The organism is Streptomyces sp. UNOC14_S4, from assembly GCF_020740835.1.
Lineage (GTDB): Bacteria > Actinomycetota > Actinomycetes > Streptomycetales > Streptomycetaceae > Streptomyces.
Genome location: NZ_JAINFC010000015.1, coordinates 16,223 through 34,854, shown reverse-complemented (window position 1 = coordinate 34,854; position 18,632 = coordinate 16,223). Strand labels below are relative to the sequence as shown.

17 protein-coding genes are annotated in these 18,632 nt (G+C 71.7%); 9 read left to right on the top strand and 8 right to left on the bottom strand.

Going from position 1 to position 18,632, the window contains the following annotated elements; translation table 11 throughout:
• Positions 1–237 precede the first annotated feature (237 nt).
• The 3 genes from K6I34_RS02925 to K6I34_RS02915 all read right to left on the bottom strand — a co-directional run bounded on the left by K6I34_RS02925 (position 238) and on the right by K6I34_RS02915 (position 2,234).
• Positions 238–945, bottom strand: coding sequence for a hypothetical protein (locus K6I34_RS02925; protein ID WP_229322417.1), 708 nt, complete (start codon positions 943–945; stop codon positions 238–240).
• A gap of 49 nt (positions 946–994) precedes the next feature.
• A complete protein-coding gene (locus K6I34_RS02920; protein ID WP_229322411.1) occupies positions 995–1,720 on the bottom strand; it encodes a hypothetical protein in 726 nt (241 codons plus the stop codon).
• Between the two features lie 184 nt (positions 1,721–1,904).
• Entirely contained in the window at positions 1,905–2,234 is a 330-nt protein-coding gene (locus tag K6I34_RS02915; RefSeq protein ID WP_229322410.1) for a hypothetical protein, read from the bottom strand.
• On the opposite strand from K6I34_RS02915, the gene K6I34_RS02910 reads away from it, so the two are divergent.
• Positions 2,233–2,742 carry a hypothetical protein gene (locus K6I34_RS02910; RefSeq protein WP_229322409.1) on the top strand — a complete coding sequence of 170 codons (510 nt, stop codon included), beginning with the start codon at positions 2,233–2,235 and terminating at the stop codon, positions 2,740–2,742. The genes K6I34_RS02915 and K6I34_RS02910 overlap by 2 nt on opposite strands.
• Positions 2,743–2,840: 98 nt before the next feature.
• Here the strand turns inward: K6I34_RS02910 and K6I34_RS02905 are convergent, their stop codons facing one another.
• Complete coding sequence (locus K6I34_RS02905; RefSeq protein ID WP_229322408.1) at positions 2,841–3,308, bottom strand: hypothetical protein; 468 nt, start codon at positions 3,306–3,308, stop codon at positions 2,841–2,843.
• Between the two features lie 209 nt (positions 3,309–3,517).
• Between K6I34_RS02905 and K6I34_RS02900 the strand changes: the two genes are divergently transcribed.
• Positions 3,518–3,925 (top strand): DUF6234 family protein, encoded by a 408-nt coding sequence (locus tag K6I34_RS02900; RefSeq protein WP_229322407.1) that lies wholly within the window; start codon positions 3,518–3,520, stop codon positions 3,923–3,925.
• 69 nt (positions 3,926–3,994) lie between these two features.
• Here the strand turns inward: K6I34_RS02900 and K6I34_RS02895 are convergent, their stop codons facing one another.
• Complete coding sequence (locus K6I34_RS02895) at positions 3,995–5,608, bottom strand: FAD-dependent monooxygenase (RefSeq protein WP_229322406.1); 1,614 nt, start codon at positions 5,606–5,608, stop codon at positions 3,995–3,997.
• Positions 5,609–5,677: 69 nt separating this feature from the next.
• On the opposite strand from K6I34_RS02895, the gene K6I34_RS02890 reads away from it, so the two are divergent.
• Positions 5,678–6,319 carry a TetR/AcrR family transcriptional regulator C-terminal domain-containing protein gene (locus tag K6I34_RS02890; RefSeq protein WP_229322405.1) on the top strand — a complete coding sequence of 214 codons (642 nt, stop codon included), beginning with the start codon at positions 5,678–5,680 and terminating at the stop codon, positions 6,317–6,319.
• Between the two features lie 262 nt (positions 6,320–6,581).
• Here the strand turns inward: K6I34_RS02890 and K6I34_RS02885 are convergent, their stop codons facing one another.
• Genes K6I34_RS02885 through K6I34_RS02875 form a run of 3 tightly spaced genes read right to left on the bottom strand, consistent with a single transcriptional unit; the run spans position 6,582 to position 10,198 of the window.
• Entirely contained in the window at positions 6,582–7,715 is a 1,134-nt protein-coding gene (locus tag K6I34_RS02885) for an acyltransferase (protein ID WP_229322404.1), read from the bottom strand.
• 51 nt (positions 7,716–7,766) lie between these two features.
• Complete coding sequence (locus tag K6I34_RS02880) at positions 7,767–9,173, bottom strand: alpha-2,8-polysialyltransferase family protein (RefSeq protein WP_229322403.1); 1,407 nt, start codon at positions 9,171–9,173, stop codon at positions 7,767–7,769.
• Entirely contained in the window at positions 9,173–10,198 is a 1,026-nt protein-coding gene (locus K6I34_RS02875) for a glycosyltransferase family 2 protein (RefSeq protein WP_229322402.1), read from the bottom strand. Before K6I34_RS02875 ends, K6I34_RS02880 begins: the two co-directional genes overlap by 1 nt.
• Positions 10,199–10,385: 187 nt before the next feature.
• Between K6I34_RS02875 and K6I34_RS02870 the strand changes: the two genes are divergently transcribed.
• The 6 genes from K6I34_RS02870 (at position 10,386) to K6I34_RS02845 (ending at position 18,458) form a co-directional block, all read left to right on the top strand.
• Complete coding sequence (locus tag K6I34_RS02870; RefSeq protein WP_229322401.1) at positions 10,386–11,792, top strand: DUF6716 putative glycosyltransferase; 1,407 nt, start codon at positions 10,386–10,388, stop codon at positions 11,790–11,792.
• A 20-nt stretch (positions 11,793–11,812) separates the two neighbouring features.
• Positions 11,813–13,336 (top strand): acylneuraminate cytidylyltransferase, encoded by a 1,524-nt coding sequence (locus K6I34_RS02865; protein ID WP_229322400.1) that lies wholly within the window; start codon positions 11,813–11,815, stop codon positions 13,334–13,336.
• Between the two features lie 86 nt (positions 13,337–13,422).
• Positions 13,423–14,343 (top strand): N-acetylneuraminate synthase family protein, encoded by a 921-nt coding sequence (locus tag K6I34_RS02860; RefSeq protein ID WP_229322399.1) that lies wholly within the window; start codon positions 13,423–13,425, stop codon positions 14,341–14,343.
• A gap of 12 nt (positions 14,344–14,355) precedes the next feature.
• A complete protein-coding gene (locus K6I34_RS02855; RefSeq protein WP_229322398.1) occupies positions 14,356–15,801 on the top strand; it encodes a hypothetical protein in 1,446 nt (481 codons plus the stop codon).
• 114 nt (positions 15,802–15,915) lie between these two features.
• Positions 15,916–17,160, top strand: coding sequence for an amidohydrolase (locus tag K6I34_RS02850; protein WP_229322416.1), 1,245 nt, complete (start codon positions 15,916–15,918; stop codon positions 17,158–17,160).
• A 269-nt stretch (positions 17,161–17,429) separates the two neighbouring features.
• The gene (locus tag K6I34_RS02845; RefSeq protein ID WP_229322397.1) at positions 17,430–18,458 is read left to right on the top strand and encodes a BMP family protein; all 1,029 of its coding nucleotides are present in this window, start codon (positions 17,430–17,432) and stop codon (positions 18,456–18,458) included.
• The last annotated feature ends 174 nt before the right edge of the window (positions 18,459–18,632 follow it).

Below are 18,632 nucleotides of genomic sequence, written 5' to 3'. Positions count from 1 at the left end.
CCGGCGCGGTGCGCCGGCCGTGCGGGCGGCCATGCGGGGAACAGCCCCGCCGGTGTGAGGCGGTGAGCTCCGCGGTGGCTCGTCGGCGAGGCCGGACCCCCGTACGGTGTGAGGTCCGGCCTGCCGTCAGTGGGGTAGCGGGAGCGTCAGGTGAGAACCGTCCGGCAGCCGCGGATCGTGCCGTGGCGGATGGCTGCCGGAGAGGGAGCTCGGCAGGTCACCGGGGCCATGATGGATTCAGACCATGGGCGCCATGAGGAAGGAACCGTTCTCGGCGCCGTCGTTTCCCTTCCAGCCGTCCTCGCCCGCTGCGGGCTGGGCCCCGTTCTGGCCGTGCGCGCCGCTGTCCTCGCCGCCCCAGGTGTTGTCACCGCCTTTGCCGCCCTTGCCTCCCTGCCCGGGGTTGCCGCTGCTGCCGCCCGTGCCTCCCTGGCCGCCGATTCCACGCTGCCACGGGGCCGGGACGACGGCGAGGTTGTAGTTCTTGTAGTAGACGCGGACGGTGCCGCCGTTGGCTCCGTCGCCGCCGCGGCCACCCTTGCCGCCCCGGCCTCCGTCGCCGCCCCGTCCGCCGCCCTTGCCTTTCTCGCAGCCGTAGCCTTCGCCGCCGTTGCCACCGTCCCCGCCCTTGCCGCCCCGGCCACCATGTCCGCCGGGGCCCCCGTAGCCGCCGCGCGCGTCGAACTCGATGCCGCCCTCGAAGGTGGACACGGTCAGCAGCAGCGTCCGGCCCGGCCTGCCCGGTTCGCCGTTGCGGCCGTTCTCGCCCATGCCGCCGGGGCGGCCGTCCTGCCCGTCGGCCGCCTCGCCGTCCGGCAGGACGAACCATCCGCAGTGCGCGCCCTCGCCGTCGTGTCCCTTGGGCATGTCCGCGCCGTCCGCGCCGTCCGCTCCCGGAGCGCCGTCGGCGCCCTTCAGATCCCAGGTCGTCCCGATGTTCGGCATCCTCGTCCCCCTGTTTCCTTCTGTTTCCTTCTCGTCAGCGGCTTCCCGATCAGATGTGGACGTACGGCAGTTCGCGTAGCCGGTCCCAGTCGATGCTGAGCCGCCCGTCCACCACTTGGTGCACGTACCCGGGGATGCTGCCGCGTACGGTGCCGCCCACGTCGATCGCCAGCGAGTGGCCTTGCTGGCGGATGCGGGCTCCCTGGTAGCAGAGGATGTTGCCCGTGATCATGTGGTGGATGTCCGTGCCGATGGCCAGCGTGGCGTTGACCCCGACGACGATGTCGGACACCAGGCTGGGCGCGATCACCGCGTGGAAGAGGCGCAGGAAGTCCGGCACCGGCACCCGTACTTCGTCCAGGACCGCGCCGGGGCCTGCTGCGGCTGCCGTACGGGGCACGCCTCCGCAACCACACCCCGGGCCGGGCGTCCGGTCGCCCCCCACCCGCCAGGAAGCGGTCTGAGGCGGCGGCAGAGTCGGATCGAGAGCCGTCAGCACACGGCGCACGAAGGACGGGGAGTGGCCGCCGATCCGGCCCTCGCCGTCCAGCCGGTCCACGTACACGTACCGTTCGTCCGGCTCGACAGGCCGGAACGCCTCCGGGTCCGAAAGCCGTACCGGCGAGGGGCTGTCGAGCCCGCAAGCCACCAGCAGGGCCGCCGTCGTCGAGGGGCGCAGGAGCGCCGACCCCAGCTCGTGGTCGTCCGCCCGCAGCTCCACCGTCTGCTCGTCCTCGACGACCAGCGCCATCCCCCGCTCACCGTGCACCCACATGCCGCATCCCGTCCCCCGTAGCACGTGAGTCGGCCTGCTCACCGACTCGAAGGACAGCAGGATGCCCGGCGGTCGTCGCGGACAGGGCGGAAGGCGAGCATCTACGTCTTTCCGCGTATGCCCGCCCTCGCCCGGTGCCGGGCTCCGGGTTCGCCCGCTTCGGCGCGTCAGGCTGTCGAGGCCGTCACCGGATGCCGACGCGCAGGTCCCGGACGTACCAGTCGAGCGGTGTCCCGTCCTCGCCGTGCGTGTGCTTGCCGGGGGCGAACCCCGCCCGCCGGGCGACCGCGGCGGACGCGGTGTTCTCCGGCTCCACCTGGATCACCGCTTCCTTCCCGCCCTCGCTCGCCGTGTAGCGGGAGACCAGGACCCCGGCCCAGCAGCGAGATTGGCCTGCCGTACGTCCGCCGCGAGGGCCGCCGCCCGGCGTGGCGCGTCCGCCGTGCGGGCGGCCATGCGGGGAACGGATGCCCCACCGGTGTGAGCCGATGAGCGAGGCGTAGGCTCCGATCATGAACGGGGAAGAAGCGCTTCGGCGTCGTATTCGGATATGGCTGGTCGTCTTTATCGTGGGCCTCGTGCTCAGTGGGCTGACGGCCTTTCCCCTCGTCACCGAAATCCGGTGGCTCGACGAGACGCTGCGCTCCGGCGGCTCGCCCGTGCCCGACTGGCTGCCGGGGCTGATGGAGTGGGTCGGCCGGGCGAGGGAGGGGCTGGAGGCAACGGACGGGAAGTATCCGTTCGTGCTGTACGGCACCGACTGGCTCGCTTTCGCTCACCTCGTCATCGCGATCGCTTTTTACGGTCCGTACCGTGACCCGGTCCGCAATATCTGGGTCATCGAATTCGGAATGATCGCGTGCGCCGCGATCGTGCCGCTGGCGCTGATCTGCGGCCACATCCGTGGCATTCCGGTCTACTGGCAGCTCATCGACATGTCGTTCGGCTTCTTCGGTGTGGTCCCGCTGCTGATCGTGCGGCGCATGATCAAGCGGCTGGAGGCGTACGAACTGGCCGCGTAGCGCGCTGCGGGGCCGTGCCGCTGCCGTGCCACTCGTTGGCGAGGCCGGACCCCCGTCCGGTGTGAGGTCCGGCCTGCCGCCAGTGGGAAGCGGGAGCGTCAGTGGGCGGTGCGGGTGTTCCAGATCGCCTGGCTGCCGTCGTAGATCACAACGTTGCCGTCGTCCTGGATCACCAGACGCGAGCCCGGGTGCCCGGCGGTCTGCGAGTTCCAGACCGCGTGGCCGGTGCGGGTGTAGACGACGAAGTTGCCGTCTCCCTGGAAGCTGGCCGTCCAGCCCTGGCCCACGGTGTTGCTGGCCCAGCGGGCGCGGCCGAACTCGTCGTAGACGACGAGGTTGCCGTCGCCCTGCATGACGAGCGTGGCGGTGCCGGAGCTCACCGACTCGTTGGGGTTGAGGGTGAACGGCGCGTAGCGCGTCTCGGCCTGGATGGTGGCCGACTGCTGCGAAGCAGGGGAGTGGTGCGGGGTCACCGCACTCGCCTGGCCCGCGAGGGTGACGGCGGCGAGGGCGGAGCTTGCGAGAAGTACGGCGGCTCTGGCGCCTACCGATCTCTTCTTCTTCACCAGGGGACTCCTTGGTCCTGTGGTGCACCATGCGGCACCCGGTCGGGCGCCGCACCCGGGACTTTGGCAGCTACGGCCATGAGGAGGGTATGCGTCCGGCAAAGTCCTGACGTGATCGCGTCCGTCTTTGGCCGGAAACGCGGGCCGCGCGCCGCACTTGAGTAGCCGTACTCATGTTCCCCCTCGTTCTTTCGTACAGGCTCATGGGTATGGACACGCCTTCCCCTCGGCCCGGACCGGAGCAGTGCCCCGACCGGGCCCCGGACATCGTCGGCGCCTTCGCTCTGCTCGTGCTCGAACTGCTCGCCCTCGGCGTGATCGTGGCCCTGTGGTGGATGTCCGGGTGGACGTTCGACCCTGCCGGGTCGTACGCGCCCGACCCGGTGTGGGGCTACCTCGTGGCGATCGGTGTGCTGGGTGCGCTTGCTCTGGGGTCGGCCTGGCGTGCCTCCAGCCGCGGGGCCGGGGCGACCGCCTGGGTGCAGGGCCTCGTGTTCGTCACGTCGCTGGTGCTCATCGTGGCAGGGGCCCTCGTCCAGCACCGCCAGGACAACTCGCCCCCGCCGGGCCCCAGTCCCTGTCGCGACACCCCGGCCGCCCCCTGGTGCAATGGGTGATTGCCGGCACCTTTTGGTGACACCCCGCGGCTCGGGCCCCGTCGACCCCCGTTCGACGGGGCCCGGCTCCTATGCCGGTATCGACACCGGGCCCCACGACTCCACGTACTCCCGTACGTCCTCCGGGTCCTCCGTGGCCAGGGCGACGTAGCCGTCCGGGCGGATGAGGAACAGGGCCTTGCCGTAGGTGGATTCGGCGTGGCCGTGGGTGTCGAGGACGTCGGCTTCCGGGCCGTTCACACGGTAGGCGCGCAGCCAGGGCGCCGTGGGGAGGGCGGCTCCCTTCACCGTGAGGTCCAGGAGGGTGAAGTGCGGCCCGCGGAAGAGGTCGAAGAGGCGGACCGGGGTGCCCGTGGAGTCGTGGCAGGGGGCGTCCGGGGCGCGGTCGCCCGCGTGGAGCGCGGACTCGGGGACCTGCCGGCGCGCCTCCCGGGTCAGCGGGCTCTCGCGGTAGTGCAGGTCGAGCTGGCGCGTGGCGCGGCCGCGCTGGGAGAAGCCGTTCTCCGAGGCGTTGTCCGTCGCGAACTGCCGGGTGGAGAGGCTGAGCACACCGGCCGCCACGCGCGTCCGCTCCGCGTCGTAGGAGTCGAGCACGGATTCCGGCGCGCCCTGCCGCAGCACGGCCGCGAGCTTCCAGCCCAGGTTGTACGCGTCCTGCACGCTCGTGTTGAGGCCCTGGCCGCCCGAAGGGGAGTGGACGTGCGCGGCGTCGCCCGCGAGCAGGACCCGGCCCACGCGGAAGTGCTCCGCCATGGCCGCGTACGGCTTGAACGCGGAGGACCAGCTGACATCGCTCAGGCTCAGCCCCGACAGCCCGGTGCGCTCCTCGATCAGGCGGATCAGGGACTCGGCCGTGGCCTCGCTCTCCAGATCCACCACCCGCTTGTCGTCGAACCTGGCGATCAGCTGGAACAGCCCCCGCATGCCCTCCAGCGGGCGCAGCGCCACCATTCCGCCGGGTGCCTTGGGCCACATGTGCCAGTGGTCGCGGTCCAGGCCCTCCATCCGGAAGTCGGCCAGCAGAGCGGGGCGGTCGTCTATCGGCGTGCCCTCGAAGGGTGTGCCGAGCACCTTGCGCACGGTGCTGCGGCCGCCGTCGGCCGCCACCAGATAGCCCGCCCGTACGGTTTCGGTGCTGCCGTCGGCGTGCCGCAGCTCGGCCGTGACGCCGGGTCCGTTCCTGTTCCCGTCCCCGTCCTCGTTCCCGTCCTCGCCCTCTTCCTGGGTGAATCCGGTCAGTTCCGTGTTGAACTCGACCCGGACGCCCATCTCCTCGAGCTTCGTGTACAGCAGCTCCACCGTGCGCCACTGCGGGATCATCAGGATGTTGGGATACGGCTCCGCGGGCGTGGGCTCGCTCCGCTCGACCAGCTCCCACGTGCCGACGCGCTCCGTGCCCTGCCAGTTCTGGACCGGCTGGCACGGGCCGCCCGCGGCCTGGAAGGTCTCCAGCATCCCCAGGTCGTCCAGCACCTCCAGCGTGCGCGGCTGGAGGGCGGCGCCCCGCGAGCCCGGAAATCCCCGCTCCGAGCGCTCCACGACCCGGGGACGCACCCCCCGGCGGGCGAGATCGATCGCGAGGACCAGGCCCGTCGGACCCGCGCCCGCGATCAGTACTTCGGTCTCCGTGCCGACCCCGGCCCCTTCGGACGCGGTCACGTCGGTGTCCATGGCGATATCCATGCCAACCCCCTTAACGACGTTAAGTTCCTTCCCTGTCCAGGGTGAACTTAACCGCGTTAAGCTGTCAAGGTGGCTAATCGAATCGACCGTGCCCTCGTCGCCGACACCGCGTTGCGCCTGCTGAACGACGTGGGTCTCGAAGGGCTGACCCTGCGCCGGATCGCCCAGGAGCTGAACGTTCAGGCACCCGCGCTCTACTGGCACTTCAAGAACAAGCAGGAGCTGCTCGACGAGGTCGCCACGGAGATGTTCCGTCGCATGTCCGACTCGATCGCCCAGGTCGAGGGCGACACCTGGCAGGAGCGGATGACCGCCTCCATCCGCGAGCTGCGGCGCTTCCTGCTCGGCTACCGCGACGGGGCCAAGGTCTTCAGCGGCACGCGTTTCACGGACACCAGCTATGCCACGCCGGTCGAGCGGATACTGCGCGACTGCGTCGAAGCGGGCTTCACGCCGCGGGCCGCCGCGCGGGCGTGGTTCACGGTCGTCTCGTACACGGTCGGGCACGTCATAGAGGAGCAGTCCGTGGTCCCGACGCCGTCGGGGGAGCGCGATCCCGCGTACGCGCTGGGCGATGAGCGGCGGCGTCGGCTGGAGGGGTACCCGCTCACCACGGAGGCCGGGTGGGAGTACTTCGAGGATCTTGAGGCGGGGTACGAGGAGGGGTTGCGGGTGGTTATTGCGGGGATAGAAGCCACGTTGATGCGGTGACCGGGGCGCCTACCGGGGTGCCTCTTGCGCTCCGCGCGCGGGTGCGGGCCCGGTGGGGGCTTGTCGCGCAGTTCCCCGCGCCCCTACGCCGCCGTCTGCCTCGGAGGGTGGTCTCGCGGCTGCGGGCCGGCCGTGGTTGCTCGCGCAGTGCCCCGCGCCCCTGAAAAGCCGCCCACGAGCTCGATCGCTCATGCCCGTCCGGCGGCTGCGGGCCGTCACTGGTTGCTCGCGCAGTTCCCCGCGCCCCTTATGGGGCGCTGCCTTACGGGGCGCTGCCCTCCAGTGCTCGTCTCAGTCTCGGCGTGAGGTGGCGTTCCACGCCGCGGTGCAGGGCCCATGCCAGGCACAGCATCAGTACCAGCGTCAGGGCGAACGTCGCGGGCGACGGGATGCCCAGCTTGCGGTGGAGGGTGCCGATCGTCACCCAGCCCAGGTGTTCGTGGATCAGGTAGAAGGGGTAGGTGAGCGCGCCCGCCAGGGGGAGCCAGCGCCAGTTGGCCCAGGTGGCCTTGCCCATGGCGATGAGGGCCACCGCCGCGTAGCCCGCCGCGAGGACCGCGATGATGGCCCACTGCGAGCGGTTGGAGAAGTAGTGCGGGTTCGGCGGGTGCCACAGGCCCGCCACCGCGTAGTGCTGGCCGATCAGGAAGCTCACCGCCACGATGCCCCACGACAGCGTGTCGTGGCCGAAGCGGTGGATCAGGTAGAGGCCGATGCCCCCGATGAAGAACGCCGAGTACTCCGGCATCACCACCACCCGCAGCAGCTCCACGTGCGAGGCCGTCGTCACCACCGTCGCCAGCGTCCACACCGCGCAGAACAGCACCACCCGGCGCCGCGTCGCCCCCGGCAGTACCACGCACAGCGCGAACAGCGCGTAGAACCGCAGCTCCGCCCAGAGCGTCCAGCACACGCCCAGCACCCGCTGCGCGCCCGCCGGCTGCTGCAGCATGGTGAGGTTCACCAGGGTGTCGCTCAACGACACCGTCCTGTACGGCACCCACGGCAGCGCGAACACCAGCGTCACGAGCGCGATCGCCGCCCAGTACGCTGGGTACAGGCGCGCCGCCCGCGACGCGAAGAACGACCGCAGGGGGCGCCCCCAGCCGCTCATACAGATCACGAAGCCGCTGATGACGAAGAAGACCTCCACCCCGAGGCAGCCGTAGGCGAACGCCCCCGACAGCGAGGGGAATTCGTGCCGCGGCGAGGCGCCCCACGCCTTGCTGACGTCACCGTCCCGGCCACCGTAGTGGTACAGCGCCACCATCAGCGCGGCGATCAGGCGCAGGCCGTCCAGAGCGCGCAGTCGTCCGCCCGAGGACGGGCGGGCGGGCCCGGAAGCGTCGGCGGCGGGTGCTTCCGCGCGCGTCCCGGGGAGCGTCGGGGCCGTCATGCCGTCGCCGCCGTCGGGCGTGCTGTCGTCGTCATACCGTCACCGTCGTCGTCATACCGTCACCGTTGTCTTGGTCGTCTCCGCGGTCTTCTTCGCCGCCGTCCTGCGTGCCAGCCGCCGCTGCATCGCCCGCGCGCGGCGCGCCATCTTCCGTACGGCCGGACTGCGCGGCAGGAAAGCCAGTGGGGAGGGCACCGCACCCGGCAGTGCCAGGGCTGTCAGGCGGCGCCGTTTGAAGTACGGGCGCGTCCGCGCGGTCAAGTGCGCCGCCAGATACCGCTCGGCCTCCTCCCGCAGTCCCGGCAGTACCTGTGGCTGCATGGCGAAGCCGACCGCTGCCAGCAGCCCCCGCAACTCCTCGCCGGACGGCGGAGGCTGGTACCCGGCCGCGTCCGGCGCGTTCTCCAGGGGCGGCAGCAACGCGTCGACGAGCGTCACCGGGACGCGGTTGCTGTTCTGGTACGGCGTGAGTCGCTCCAGCAGCAGATCCGTGCCCGTCCGGGCCACCGGCAGGCCGTAGAACGTGCTCGCCGTCAGCAGCGCGGTCGAGAAGCACCCGACGACCAGCGCGGGGCGGAGCTCCCGGCAGACCACTTCGGCCAGTACGGGTGTGTCCAGGACGGTGAGAGCCACGCCCAGCCGCCCCGCCTCGTCCTCCAGCGTGCGTGACCAGCGCGCGGGTGCCGACGGGTGGGGCTTGAAGACGATACGGCGGTGCCCGCGCGCCGCCGCGCCGCGCAGCATACGCACATGCAGTCGCTCCTCCTCCTCGCCGGTGAGGATCTCCAGTGCCGAGAGGTACTGGCCCAGCAGCAGTGCGGCGCTGTCCGTGTCCGTAGCGTCGGTGGCGTCCGTGGCGGTGCCTTGTGCCGCCGCCAGTTCGTCCACCACCGCTGTGAACGCCGCGGCCGGTACGACCTCCGGCGTGACGTCGAACTCCGTGAGCAGCAGCGGCCGCAGGCCCGGCACCAGGTCCAGGTGCAGCAGGCGGCGCACGCGCGTGCCGATGAGCGGGTCGAGCTTGCTGCGCGTCGGGCCGTAGCTCATCAGCCCGTCCGCGTAGACCTCCAGCGGGGCGTCCGCGAAGCACAGGGCGAGCGCCTGCGCGGGGTTCACCTGGATCGACTCGACCACGAGCTCGACGTCGTCCCTGCCCAGCCCCCACAGCAGCCGCAGGTGCCGTTCCCACAGGGGCGCGTCGTCCGGGCGCGGCGCCCAGCCGGAGGGGTGGAACGGGCTGATGGTGTCGTTCCACGACAGCACCCCGTCGAAGCGGGCGCGCAGCCGGTCGAAGCCGGGCGCTCCGTCCGGCCCCGGGGTGGTCTCCGGAACGGCCGCCGTGTTGGCGACGAGCAACAGCCTGCGGTCGGCGGGCGCGAAGCACCCCGCGTCCAGGGCGGCGGCGAGCGTCGCGACCCCGTAGAGCGTCGATGCCAGGAAGATCTGGGCGCGCGGCATCAGGCGGAGACCCCCGGTGCGGTCGGACGGGCGGTGGGACGTGCGTCAGGACGTGTGGTGGAACGTGCGAGAGGACGGCGGCGCAGACGGCGCAGGCGTGCCGCGCGGTCGTCATCCATGGAATTCAACGCGTCCTTGACGAGGGCGGGCGGCATTCTCCGCAGCGCGGCCGCGCTCCGTGAACGCAACGCACGGGCCACGCCGGGTTCGAAGCGTTCGATGGTGCCGAGTTGGTGGGAAATGATGGCGCAGTACGTTCGAACGGCTTTCGGGAGCAGTTCCTCGGCGTCCTTGTCGTGAGCCGTCTCCTCCAGGACGAGATCGAACGCGCGCAGGAAATCGAGCTGCCGGACATCGCCGATCTGCGTGAGTGACGTCGTGATACCGCGCCGGTAGAAGACGCCCAGCAGACCGGTCACGGCGAATGTGCGTGCCTCGCGGTGCAGCCGCCAGATCCACGGCCGGTCCTCGGCGGTGCGCAGTTCGTCGTGGAAGTGCAGCAGCCCTTCGTCCAGCAGCCGCCGGTGGTAGATCCCCGCCCACGCGTACGCGTAGTCCACGGACGTCGAGCGGTCGGCGGGCAGGATCGCGGCGCGCGGGTCGAGCACCACGCCGCGCCTGCCGTGCGGTACGCGCTGCACGGTGCGGACGCGCCCGGCGCACTGCACGTGATCCGCGCGGACGAAGTCGACCTGCAATTCCTCGATGCGGGCGAGGAGTTGCGGGAGGTATCCGGGAGCCAGCCAGTCGTCGCCGTCGAGGAAGGTCAGGTACTCCCCGTCGGCTGTGTTCAGTCCGGTGTTGCGGGCGGTGGACAGTCCGCCGTTCCGGGCGTGGCGGACGACCTTGGCGCCGGGCAGGTCGTGTGCGGCGCGGTCCAGCAACTCCGGCGTACCATCTGTCGAACAGTCGTCCACGAGAATGAATTCGAAATCCTCGCGGGTGTTCGCACACAGACTCCTCAGTGTGTCCGGCGCATAGGTCTGCACATTGAAGAACGGCGCGATGACGGAGAGCTTGACCACTCCCGTGACCCTAGGCGCCCCTTCGGCATTCGTCTTGAAGCGGGGCGGGCGCGAAGGTGAACGACGCGCGGCCGAACGATGAACCGGACGCCGTGGCACACCGATTCGCCGATCGTCGGTGTGCTGTTTACCGTCTGTTGCACTCGCGTTGGGCAGCGAAACGGAATGCATTCCTATTGTCGACGCTGTGCCATCACGTACCGAATCCCCGCCGTCCCCGTCGCGGATCGCCGTGCTCGCAGACTCCGACACCCGCTGGAAATGGGGTGCCCTCACCGCGCGCCGCCTCGCACCGCACGCCCGGCTCGACGGCCTCCTGCTGAGGGGCCGCGCGACGCCCACCCGGCGGCAGCTCGCCGAGGTCGGGGTGCGTGCGGAGTCGCTCCGCGAGGTCACGGCGGCCGAGTTCGTCAGCGGCTTCGCCGACGGTTTCCCCGGTGGCGCCACCGGTGGCGCGGGCCGCGAGCGGTGCGACGTCGTCGTCCTCGCCTGCGTCGGCGGCACCGTCCAGGCCATGCTCCACGGGCTGGCCCGCGCCTGGGGAACGTCCCCCCGGCGCCCGGTCGTCGTCACCGGCTACGTCGGCGTCGTCTACGAGAAGCTCGCCGACGGCCTGCTGCTCCGGCACGGCGCGGACGTCGTGCTCGCCAACTCGCCCCAGGACGCGGCGCGTTTCCGCGAGGTGTACGAGGGGGTGGGGGCGTCCGCGGACAGCGTGACGGAATGGGCGCTGCCGTTCCTCTCCGAGAGCACGGCGGAGCCGCGTCAGGGCGGTGCCGGCGGGGTCGGCGGCGGCAGCGGTTCCGGCGCCGAACGGCGGCCGTTCACCGTCGTGTTCGCCGCCCAGCCCTCCGTACCGGAGAACCGCACCGACCGCGCGTACCTGCTGGGCCGCGCCGTCCGGCACGCCCGGCTGCACCCCGCGCGCGAGGTCCTCGTCAAGCTCCGCAGCAGGCCCGGCGAGCACACCACGCACATCGAGGAACTCCCGTACCAGAAGCTGGCCACCCGGCTCGCCGGTGGGCTGCCGCCCAACTGCCGTCTCGTGTACGGGCACATGGGCGACGTGCTCGACCGCACCGACCTGCTCGTCACCGTCAGCTCCACGGCGGCACTCGAAGCGCTGCACCGGGGCGTCCCCACCGCCGTCCTCACCGACCTCGGCATCCGTGAGGCGCTCGGCAACCACCACTTCCTCGGCTCCGGCTGCCTCGTCTCCTGGGACCGGCTCGACGCGGGGGAGATCCCCGAGGCCGATGCCGACTGGGTCGCCTGCCAGGGTGTCGCCGCCGTCGGCCCGTACGCCCACGGCGCCGTCCACGACGCGGCGCGACGGCGCGTCGCGGGGCTCGTCGAGCGCGCCGCGCTCCCCCCGCTCGCGCCGTACTACACCCCAATGACCGCCCCCGGCTATCTCCCCGGCGTGCTCGCACGGCACGGCCTCGATCCCGAAGGGCGCCCTCTGCCAGGCGCCGTCCGGGACCAGGGAGAGCCGGGGGCCCTGCGCCGGGCCGTACGGGAAGCGGCGCGCGGCGCGTACCGACACGGGGTGCAGAGGGTCGCGCCCGTCATCCGACGGCTGGGAGAGCTGTGAGCACCAGGGGAGCGATGTCCATGAACGCCCATGCCCACGTCCACGTCCAGGCCCGTCCCCACGTCCGCGTTCTGTCCGCCGACGCAGCTGATGTGGCCGACGTAGCCGGTGTGGCCGATGTGGCCGACGTGGCTGACGTACAGGTGCCCGCGCCCGCCGTCGCCGGCGACGGCGCCGCCGACGGTACGCCGTACGCCGTGCTGGCCGTGATCCCCGCCCGCGGCGGCTCCAAGGGCGTGCCCGGCAAGAACCTCGCCCCGGTCGGGGGAGTGCCGCTCGTCGCCCGCGCCGTACGCGAGTGCCGCGCTGCGCGGCTCGTCACCGACGTCGTCGTCTCCACGGACGACCCCGGGATCGCGGCCACCGCGCGTGAGGCCGGAGCCGTGGTGGTGCAGCGGCCCGCGGCCATCGCCGGGGACACCGCGTCGAGCGAGGCGGCCGTGCTGCACGCGATGGACGCGTACGAGGCGATGCGCGGGGGACGGGTGGGAGTCGCGGTGCTCGCCCAGTGCACCAGCCCCTTCCTGACCGCCGGTGACGTGGACGGGGTCGTGGCGGCGGTGGTGGAACGCGGAGCGGACACCGCGCTGACGGTGGCGCCGTTCCACGGTTTCGTGTGGCGCGACCCCGACGGGTCCGCTGCCTCCGGGTCCGCTGCCTCCGGGTCCGCTGTCTCCGGGTCCGCTGCTTCCGGGCCCGCCTCCTCCGGGTCCGCTGTCTCCGGATCCGCCGTCCCCCGGCCCGCTGCCTCCGGATCCACCGTCTCCCGACCCGCCGTCCCCGGGCCCGCCGCGGCCCCCGCCGTGGAATCGCGCGGCGCCCACGGCGTGAACCACGACAAGAGCCACCGGCCCCGGCGTCAGGACCGGCCCGAGGACCTGCTGGAGACCGGGGCCGCGTACGCCATGCGGGCGGACGGCTTCCGCGTCCACCGGCACCGGTTCTTCGGGCACACCGAGCTCGTCCGCACCGCGCCCTCCCGCGTCCTGGAGATCGACGACCAGCACGACCTCGCCCGCGCCAGGGCCCTCGCCCCGCTGCTCGACGTGCCCGCCGCCGGGGCGGCCCTGCCCGGCCGGGGCGACGTCGACGCCGTCGTCATGGACTTCGACGGCACCCAGACCGACGACCGCGTCCTCATCGACGCGGACGGCCGGGAGCTCGTCGCCGTCCACCGCGGTGACGGCCTCGGCATCGCCGCCCTCCGGCGCGCGGGCCTGACCCTGCTGACCCTGTCCACCGAGACCAACCCGGTGGTCGCCGCCCGCGGCCGCAAGCTCGGCGTGCCCGTGCTGCACGGCGTCGACCGCAAGGACCAGGCGCTCAAGCAGTGGTGCGACGACCACGACATCGCCCTCGACCGCGTGCTCTACGTGGGCAACGACGTCAACGACCTGCCGTGCTTCGGCCTCGTCGGCTGGCCGGTCGCCGTCGCGAGCGCCCACGACGCCGTACGCGGCGCGGCCCGCGCCGTGACCACCGCGCCGGGCGGCAACGGGGCCCTCCGCGAGATCGCCTCCTGGCTCCTCGGCCCCACCCTCTGACCTGACCTGACTTGCTGCCCTGCGTCCCGAGCACCCCGAGCCCTTTCGCGACCCGAGCACCCCGAGCCCCTAAGGAACCGCCCCGAATGTCCTCGCGCACCCGCACCCTCGGCACCAAGACCGCAGGCCCCGGCCACCCCGTCTACATCACCGGCGAGATCGGCATCAACCACAACGGCGATCTCGGCAATGCCTTCGCCCTCATCGACGCCGCGGCCGACGCGGGCTGCGACGCCGTCAAGTTCCAGAAGCGCACCCCCGAGATCTGCACCCCCCGCGACCAGTGGGACATCGAGCGCGACACCCCGTGGGGCCGGATGACGTACATCGACTACCGCCACCGGGTCGAGTTCGGCGAGGAGGAGTACCGCGGCATCGACGCGTACTGCCGCGAGCGCGGTATCGCCTGGTTCGCCTCGCCCTGGGACACCGAGGCCGTCGCCTTCCTGGAGAAGTTCGACGTGCCCGCCCACAAGGTCGCCTCCGCCTCGCTCACCGACGACGAGCTGCTGCGCGCCCTGCGCGCCACCGGCCGCACCGTGATCCTCTCGACCGGCATGTCCACCCCGAAGCAGATCCGGCACGCCGTCGAGGTGCTCGGCAGCGAGAACATCCTGCTCTGTCACGCCACCTCGACCTACCCCGCCAGGGCCGCCGAGCTCAACCTCCGCGTGATCCACACGCTCCAGGCGGAGTACCCCAACGTGCCCATCGGCTACTCCGGCCACGAGACCGGCCTCCAGACCACCCTGGCCGCCGTCGCCCTCGGCGCCGCCTTCGTCGAGCGGCACATCACCCTCGACCGCGCCATGTGGGGCTCCGACCAGGCCGCTTCGGTCGAGCCGGGCGGCCTCGCGCGGCTCGTACGCGACATCCGCGTCGTCGAGGAGGCCCTGGGTGACGGGGTGAAGAAGGTGTACGAGAGCGAGCTGGGCCCCATGCGGAAACTGCGGCGCGTCGCGGGCGTCGTCGCCGAGGGCGCCGACCGTGAACCGGCAGCGGTCTGACGGGCCCCGCAGGTGACCGCACCCGCGGGGCCGCCCGCCGCCCGCACCCTCGCCTTCGTGGAGAGCCCGGTCCAGCTCCTCAACGTCCTCGAATGGGCGTACGCGCAGACCCACGGCGCCGTGCAGACCCATGGCACCGTGCAGACCCACGGCGCCGTGCAGACCCATGGCGCCGCGCTGCCCCACGGCACCGCGCCGCCGCCCGGGGACATGCCGCCGCCCGGGGACGCCGGGGAGGACGTGCCCGCGCCCCGGGACGGCGAGCCCGCGCCGCGTCCGCTCCGCGACGGCATCCCGCGCCAGCCCCGCGACCACGACCACGGCCATGACCACGACCACGGCCATGACCACGACCACGGCCATGACCGCGACCGCGACCACGAACCGGGCGCCCCCCTGCGGCCCCCGGACACCGATCTCGTGATCGTCGTGCTCGCGCCGCACGACCCCATGACCCGGGGACAACTGCGCCGGATGGCCGAGCTCGCCCGGGACCAGGGGCACCAGGTGCGCTGGGAGGACGCACGGGGCGGGCCCGGGGCGCCGGTGCACACGATCCGCGGGCTCGCCGGGCCGCTGCGCAGGGCGCACCGCGTCGTCATCGGCGACCCCTTCTCGCGGTACGTGCAACTGCTCCTGACGATCACTCGCGCCCCGGAGCTGGTGGTCGTCGACGACGGTACCGCCACCATGGAGTTCATCGCCCAACTCGCCCGCGGGGAGCGCCTCGTACGGTGGCACCGGCGGGGCAGTCACGGGGCGCGTGATCTCGCCTTCGCGCCGGTCTCCGCTTCCGCGCGCCGTCGGCTCACGCCGAACAACCGCCGGAGCGTGGCGGTGTTCACCTCATTCGCCTCGGTCGTCTCGGCGGCCTCGGCGGCAGTCCCGACCGTCCCGATGGCCGCCTCGACCGCCTCGACCGCCTCGGCCGCCCCGGCGGCCGTCGCACCCCCGCCCGGGGTGGTCGTCTCGGCCAACACCTTCGCCTGGACCCGCGCCACTTTCGGCCCGCCCCGCCTCACCCGTGGCACCGACCTCGTGGGCACCTCGCTGGTGGAGACCGGCGTCGTCGACCCGGACCGCTATCTGGCCGCGGTGGCCGCGCTGGCCCGTACCCACGGCGCCACCCGCTACTTCGCGCACCGCCGGGAGAGCGCCGACAAGCTGCGCCGCGTACGGGATCTGACCGGCCTGGAGGTCGTACGGCCCGAGCTGCCCCTGGAGATCGTGGCCCGCCGGGGCCCCATCGGGCGCACCGTCCTCAGCTTTCCCTCGACCGTCGTGCACACCCTGCCGCTCGCGCTCGCCGGTACGGGCGTGGGCGTGGCCGTCTGCGACATCGACCCCATTTGGCTCAGTGAGGGTGCCTCGCCCCGGGCGCGCGGTTTTCTCTCGGAGGTGACCGAGAGCGCCCCCGATGTGCGGCGACTTCCGGTCATGCCGATGACCGCCCCCTGAAGCCTTAACGAGCTGTCATACCCGCCCCGCGACCCATCCATGCGGCTGAAGTTTTCTGGATCTGGGGGCAGTTGCGGGGGTGAGGGCTCTACCCTTCACTGCGTGAACCATCTGATGCCTCCCGCCGCCGACCCCGACACCGCCGACCGCACCCTGCCCGGTACGCTCCCGCCCGGTCTGCGCGACGAACTCATCGCGTTCCGCCGTGACTTGCACATGCACCCGGAGCTGGGGAACCGCGAGTTCCGGACCACCGCGGCGGTCAAAGCGAGGCTGGAGAAGGCGGGCCTCACCCCCCGCACCCTCTCCACCGGCACCGGGCTCTTCTGCGACATCGGCCGGGACGTCTTCGCGGAAGCGGGGCATCACGGCACCCGGGCCCGCGGCATGCTCGCCTTCCGGGCCGACCTCGACGCGCTGCCCATCCCGGACACCAAGACGGTGCCGTACCGCTCGACCGTCCCCAGAATGGCGCACGCCTGCGGCCACGACGTGCACACGACCGTCGTCCTCGGCGCGGGCCTCGTCCTCGCCGAGCTCGCCGCGCGGGGCGAGCTGCCCCACCCGGTCCGGCTGATCTTCCAGCCCGCCGAGGAGGTGCTGCCCGGCGGCGCCCTCGACGCCATCGAGTGCGGCGCGCTGGACGGGGTGGGCCGCATCATCGCCGTGCACTGCGACCCCAAGGTCGAGGTCGGCCGCATCGGACTGCGCGTCGGCCCGATCACCTCGGCGTGCGACCGGCTGGAGGTCTCGCTCGCCGGGCCCGGCGGCCACACCGCCCGCCCGCACTTCACCACCGACCTGGTGACCGCCGTCGCCCGCGTGGCCACCGACGTGCCCGCGGTCCTCGCCCGCCGTGTCGACGCCCGCTCGGGCCTCTCCGTCACCTGGGGGCGGATGGAGGCCGGGCACGCCTGCAACGTCATCCCGCAGCACGCCGAGCTCTCCGGCACCGTCCGCTGCCTGGACCTGCACGCCTGGCGCGACGCCCCCGACCTGGTGCACGCCGCGATCGACGAGGTCGCCACCCTGCACCGCGCCAAGTCGGAGATCAACTACGTCCGCGGGGTGCCCCCGGTCATCAACGACGCCGAGGTCACCGAGCTGCTGCGGCTGGCCATGCAGGCCCGCCGGGGCCCGCACTCCGTCGAGGACACCGAGCAGAGCCTCGGCGGGGAGGACTTCTCCTGGTACCTGGAGCACGTCCCGGGCGCCATGGCCCGGCTCGGCGTCCGGCCGGTGGGGGACAACACCCGACGTGATCTGCACCGTGGTGATTTCGACGTGGACGAGGGGTCCATCCAGGCCGGAGTCGAGCTCTTCACGGCCGCGGCGCTGCTGGACGGCGAGCTGCCGTAAGCCACTGCCGTGAGCCATGGGTAAGTGATCGATCAATTAGACGATCCTCCAAAGGGTTGCTCGGGGCTTCTCGGCGGCATTCCGGGTGTTCTCCGGGCGTTCCGGGCCCATTTTCCGGGGTTTTCCGAGCAATCAGTGGCCAATCGGGTCAAGAGGCGTTCGCATCGGTCCGATAACGGCTTTCTAGCACCCCTTTTATCTCCATCTACGCGCGTTACGATGCCCGCGAACCAGCGCCGACGGAGGCGCTTCGAGTGAAGGGGCCCTTCGTGCGTCGGGTATCCACAATCGCTGTCGCGGGTGCAACTACCGCGGCTCTCGCATTCACTCTCACCGCCTGTGGTGAGTCCTCCACCGAATCGGGTGGTGGCAACGGCAAGGGCGTGGGTCTTGCCTTCGACGTCGGCGGTCGTGACGACCACTCCTTCAACGAGTCCGCGGCCCGTGGCCTGGACAAAGCTATGAAGGAGCTCAAGGTCGACGGCAAGATGATGACCGCCAAGAACGGCGAGACCGAGGCGGAGCGCGAGCAGCGCCTGAGCTCGCTCGCCGACAAGGGCTACAACCCGGTCATCGGCGTGGGCTTCAACTACAAGAACTCGATCGAGAAGGTCGCCAAGGACTTCCCCAAGACGTCCTTCGCGGTCGTGGACTCGATCGCCTCCGGCTCGAACGTCGAGAGCATCACCTTCGGCGAGCAGGAGGGCTCCTACCTGGCCGGCGTGGCCGCGGCCCTGAAGTCCAAGACCCACAAGGTCGGCTTCATCGGTGCCACGGACAACGCGCTGATCCAGAAGTTCAAGGCGGGCTTCGAGCAGGGCGCCAAGGACACCGACTCCAAGGTCGAGGTCCGCTCCGACGTCCTGTTCTCGGGCAGCGACAAGGGCTTCAACGACCCGGCCTCCGCCAAGGAGAAGGCCAAGGGCATGCTCGACCAGGGCATCGACGTCATCTACACGGCGGCGGGCCTGTCCGGCAACGGCTCCATCGAGGCCATCTCCCAGAAGCCGGGCACCTGGGCCATCGGTGTCGACTCCGACCAGTACCAGCAGCCGGGTCTGGAGAAGTACAAGAGCTCCATCCTGACCTCGGTCGTGAAGAACGTCGACGTGGCGGTCTTCGACTTCATCAAGAGCGTCCAGGACGGCAAGCCGTTCACCGGTGAGCACAAGTACCTGCTGAAGGACAACGGCGTGTCGCTGGCCACCTCGGGCGGCTTCATCGACGACATCAAGTCGAAGATCGAGGAAGCCAAGAAGAACATCGTGGACGGCAAGATCACGGTCAAGACCAGCTGAACTCGTGACCGAGGACCGGCGCGAACCGGTCCTGTCGGGTCACGGGCCCGGCGGCGGGGAAGGCCTCCCCGTCGTCGGGCCTCCCTGTGCCTTCCTGCGCGTCCCGTCGCCCGACGGGACGCCTCTGGCCAACGCTACGCGCGTAGCTAACCGTTGACGCGTGTAGCGTCGGCG